Annotated in this window: 4 protein-coding genes and 1 pseudogene; 1 reads left to right on the forward strand and 4 read right to left on the reverse strand. The window is 74.7% G+C overall.

What is annotated here, in order from left to right; translation table 11 throughout:
* The 3 genes and pseudogenes from IH44_RS46045 to IH44_RS0139335 form a co-directional block, all read right to left on the reverse strand.
* Positions 1-95, reverse strand: a pseudogene (locus IH44_RS46045) (electron transfer flavoprotein subunit beta); the annotation flags it as partial.
* 96 nt (positions 96-191) lie between these two features.
* On the reverse strand, positions 192-665 hold the full coding sequence (locus IH44_RS43515; protein WP_051818295.1) for a hypothetical protein: 474 nt from the start codon (positions 663-665) through the stop codon (positions 192-194).
* 148 nt (positions 666-813) lie between these two features.
* Positions 814-2,487 carry an FAD-dependent oxidoreductase gene (locus tag IH44_RS0139335; protein ID WP_081967395.1) on the reverse strand — a complete coding sequence of 558 codons (1,674 nt, stop codon included), beginning with the start codon at positions 2,485-2,487 and terminating at the stop codon, positions 814-816.
* Between the two features lie 106 nt (positions 2,488-2,593).
* On the opposite strand from IH44_RS0139335, the gene IH44_RS0139340 reads away from it, so the two are divergent.
* On the forward strand, positions 2,594-3,196 hold the full coding sequence (locus IH44_RS0139340) for a helix-turn-helix domain-containing protein (RefSeq protein WP_030464662.1): 603 nt from the start codon (positions 2,594-2,596) through the stop codon (positions 3,194-3,196).
* A gap of 92 nt (positions 3,197-3,288) precedes the next feature.
* Here the strand turns inward: IH44_RS0139340 and IH44_RS0139345 are convergent, their stop codons facing one another.
* Positions 3,289-3,948, reverse strand: coding sequence for a hypothetical protein (locus IH44_RS0139345; protein ID WP_030464663.1), 660 nt, complete (start codon positions 3,946-3,948; stop codon positions 3,289-3,291).
* Positions 3,949-4,109 lie beyond the last annotated feature (161 nt).

Here is a 4,109-nt window from a genome sequence, read left to right on the forward strand (position 1 = left end):
ACGCCCTCCCGGTCGGTGGTGGCATCGTCCGCGAAGCGACGGTCACCGGTCGCGTCGGGCACGTACTTCACACAGACAACGATCCTCAAGCTCACGGCCACCTTGTCCTTTCATGCGGGAGGGAACTGAGTACCCCCACTAGACCACACTCCGTGCCATGGATCCACTCTTGCGGGGGTGTGAGGGGGGACTCAGTTCCCAGCGGGCGGGGCCGGGCGGCGGGTGCGGGCGGGCGCGGGCGCGGGGTGGAGGCCGGCGGCCCAGCGCAGCGAGTACCAGGAGAGGGCGGCGAGCAGGGCGGCGCTGGGGAGTTCGGCGGCGTAGGCGAGGAACTCGGCGGTGCGGAAGGCCTCGCCGCGGTGGGCGGACCAGAGGTCGAAGAAGGCGTCCATGCCGAGCAGGACGGCGGTCGCGGAGGCGATCGGGCTGGTGGTGCGGTGGCGGCGGCGGACCAGGGCGGCGAGCAGCAGCAGGGAGGCGGCCTCGATCAGGTCCAGCCAGACCCAGGCGTTGGAGAGGTTGCGGGCCCCGAAGTGGCCCCGGACGTTCAGGGCGAGGTCGACGATCCAGGGCAGCAGCAGGACGGCGGCGACCCGGAAGGCGATCGACAGCAGGCGCAGCAGCGCGTCCTCGTGGTTGGCCAGGGCCTTGCGGAGAGCGGGCACGCCGCGATCATAGGGCTGACGGCGCGTCAGGTTTGTCAGGCCGCTGGACGAATGCGGCGGGTGGAACGGGCAGAACGGGCGGAAGGCGGACGCGGGCGGGGCCGCCGCGTGCGGGCGGGCACGGCGGCGGCCCCGGGGGCGGGTGCGGTCAGCCCTTGCGGTGCAGGCGGAGGGTGGAGTCGCGGTGCGGGCGGGCGTCCGGGTCGGTGACGGGGTGCCCGGGGTGGTCGTGCCGGGCGTGCTCCTCGGCGAGTTCGACGGTCCAGCCGGCCGGGTCCAGTTGCAGGGCGGCGAGCATCTCCCCGGGGGTGGGGAAGTGCATGTCGGGGTGCGGGTGGTCGTGCTTGACCGGGAACGTGGCGTGGCTGGTGATCAGCAGCGTGCCGTCGGGGTCGACGGCCGCGGCGGCCCGGCGCAGCACCCGCTCGCGCGGGAACTCGGCGGGGGAGTGCAGGAACTGCGCCGAGACCAGGTCGTAGCCGCCGGACGGGAAGGCGTGCGCCAGGTCGACGCGCTGCCAGTCGATCCGGTCGGCGACGCCCTCGACGGCGGCCCGGGCGGCCGCCCGGTCGAGCGCGAGCTGCGAGATGTCGACGGCGGTGACCTGCCAGCCCTGCTTGGCCAGCCAGATCGCGTCCCCGCCCTCGCCGCAGCCCAGGTCCAGCGCCCGGCCGGGCGCCAGGCCGGTGGCCTGCACGGTCAGCGAGGCGTTCGGGCGGCCGCTCCAGATCTGCTCGCTCTCGCCGTACCGCTTCTCCCAGAACTCGACCGCGTCGACGGCCAGCCGGGTCTCCTCGGCGACCAGGTCGGCGTTGATCGCGGCGGCCGCCCGCAGCCCGTCCGCGGCGGCGATCGCGACCTGCGCGGCCGGGTCGGTCAGGTTGCCCGCCGCCCAGACGCCGGGGACGCCGGTGGCGCCCGTCGGGTCGGTGGTGGCCAGCCGGGTGGCGAACCGGACGCCCTCGCGGACCAGGTCGGTCGCCGCCAGGCCCAGCTCGGCCAGGAACGGCGCGGTCACCGTCATCTCGGTGCCGACGGCCAGCGCCTCGCAGGCCACCACGGTGCCGTCGGCCAGCCGGACCCCGGTCAGCCCGGCGCCCTCGGCGGCACTGTCGGTGGCGCTGTCGGGGCCGTTCTCGGGGCCGTCCTCGGGCAGCAGTGCGGCCACCTCGCCGGGCACCACGGTCACGCCGCGGGCGGCCAGTTCGCGCCGCTGCTGCTCGTCGAGCGGCGCGCTGGTGTGCGCGAGCAGCGTGACGTCGTCGCTCCACTGCCGCCACAGCAGGGCCTGGTGGACGGCGATGGCCGGGTCGGTGGCCAGCACGGCGATCTTCCGGTCGCGGACCTCCCAGCCGTGGCAGTACGGGCAGTGCACCACCTGGTGCCCCCAGCGCTCGGCCAGGCCGGGCACCTCGGGCAGCAGGTCGGTGGTGCCGGTGGTCAGCAGCAGCCGGCGGGCGTGCACGGCGGTGCCGTCGGACAGTTCGGCGCGGAAGCCGCCGTCCTCCTCGCGGTGGATGCCGAGCACCTCCGCGTCGTGGAACTCGCCGCCGTACGAGGCGACTTCGGCCCGGCCCAGGGCGACCAGTTCGGCGGGCGGGAGGCCCTCGCGGCCGAGCAGGCCGTGGATGCCCTCGGCGGGCGCGTTGCGCGGGCGGCCCGCGTCGACCACCAGGACGGATCGGCGGGCCCGGACCAGGGTGAGGGCGCCACTGAGCCCGGCGGCGCCGCCTCCGACGACCAGGACGTCGTGGTGGCGGGCGGGGCGCGAGGGCTGCTGCGGGTGCTGCTGGGAGTGCTCGTGCGGGTGCGTCGTGGTCATGCTCCGATGGTGCGCCGGGTTCGCCGGATTGACAAACAATGTTGCTGAGGTGGCAAATTGAGGGGTGGCAAATGGGGGAGTGGCGAAGCCGGAGAGGAGCGAGGCGATGGGCGAGGACTTCGAGGCGGTGCTGACGGGGGTCGGCCCCCGGCTGCGGGCGATCCGGCAGCAGCACGGCACCACGCTGGCGCAGCTGAGCGAGCAGACCGGCATCTCGGTCAGCACGCTCTCCCGGCTGGAGTCCGGCGGACGGCGGCCGACCCTGGAACTGCTGCTGCCGCTGGCCCGCGCGCACGGCGTGGCGCTGGACGAACTGGTCGACGCCCCGCCCACCGGCGACCCCCGGGTGCGGCTGCGCCCGTTCGTCCGGCACGGCTGGACGTACCTGCCGCTGGCCCGCAGCCTCGGCGGCATGCAGGCGTACAAGATCGTCGTCCCGGCGGGCGGCAGCCGGGAGAACTGCGAGCAGCGCACCCACGAGGGCCACGAGTGGCTGTACGTGCTCTCCGGGGAGCTGCTGCTGAAGCTGGGCGAGCACGAGGTGGTGCTGAAGGCGGGCGAGGCGGCGGAGTTCGACACCCGGACGCCGCACCTGTTCACCAACGCGGGCCGGGTGCCGGTGGAGTTCCTCAGCCTGTTCGGCCCGCAGGGGGAGCGGGTGCACGTGCGGGCCAGGACCGCGAACAAGGCCGATGGAGAAGGGGATTGACGGATCGTCAGCGCGGAACGCCGCGCCCGAGGGGTGGGCGCGGCGTCCGGGTGTGCGGGGTGCGGTGACGTGCACCGCGGTTGGTGGCGGCGTCAGTTGACGAAGACGGTGCCGCCCAGGGTGGTGTCGGTGACCGGGCCGTAGGACGCCGAGAAGTTGATGCTGGCGAAGCAGATGCTCGGGCCGGACAGCTTGGTGAAGGCCTGGTTGGCCATGTTGATCTGCGGCGGGGTGTTGGTGGCGTTGCCGTTGAGGGCGCCGCCGGTCGAGGAGTAGGTGCACAGGGCGTTGCCGGCCAGGGTCTTGAGGCTGACCGCGGCCTGGATGGAGCCGCTCAGGCTGACCGGGAACCCGGCGGAGTCGGAGATGCTCAGGGTGTAGGGCAGGTTGTTCATGGTCAGGCTGTTCACGCCGGTGACGCCCACCACGTTGGAGGTGCAGCCCGAGAAGGTCAGGGTGCCGACCGGGCCGGACGCGGTGGCGGAGCCGGTGGCGAGCGGGTTGGCGGCGACGCTGCCGCCGATGGTGGAGCCGGAGCACTTGACGCCGGTGGTGGTGCCCGGGTTGTACATGGTGGCGTAGGTGCCGCTGACCAGGTTCGCGGCCAGCGTGTCGCCGACCCCGACGGCCGTGCCGGTACCGGCGATGGTCAGCACCGGGGTGCCGGCCGCGCTGGCCGGGACGGCCGGGAGGACGAGCAGGGCGCCGGCGGCGGTGAGGGCCGCGAGGCCGGCGGCGAGGCGGTTGCGCATGAGGGTGTTCCTTCCGGTGGGTGGGGCGGAGCGGACGGAGCTGCCCCGGCGCGGTCGCCGGAGCGCGTGCGGGCCCCGCGCTGGGGACGGGGGCGGGCACGGGTTCGTGGGGGAGGGTGGAGCGGATGGCGCTGGTGGGGCGCGTGCGGCCCGGCGGGGCG

This window comes from Kitasatospora sp. NRRL B-11411 (assembly GCF_000721345.1).
GTDB lineage: Bacteria > Actinomycetota > Actinomycetes > Streptomycetales > Streptomycetaceae > Kitasatospora > Kitasatospora cineracea.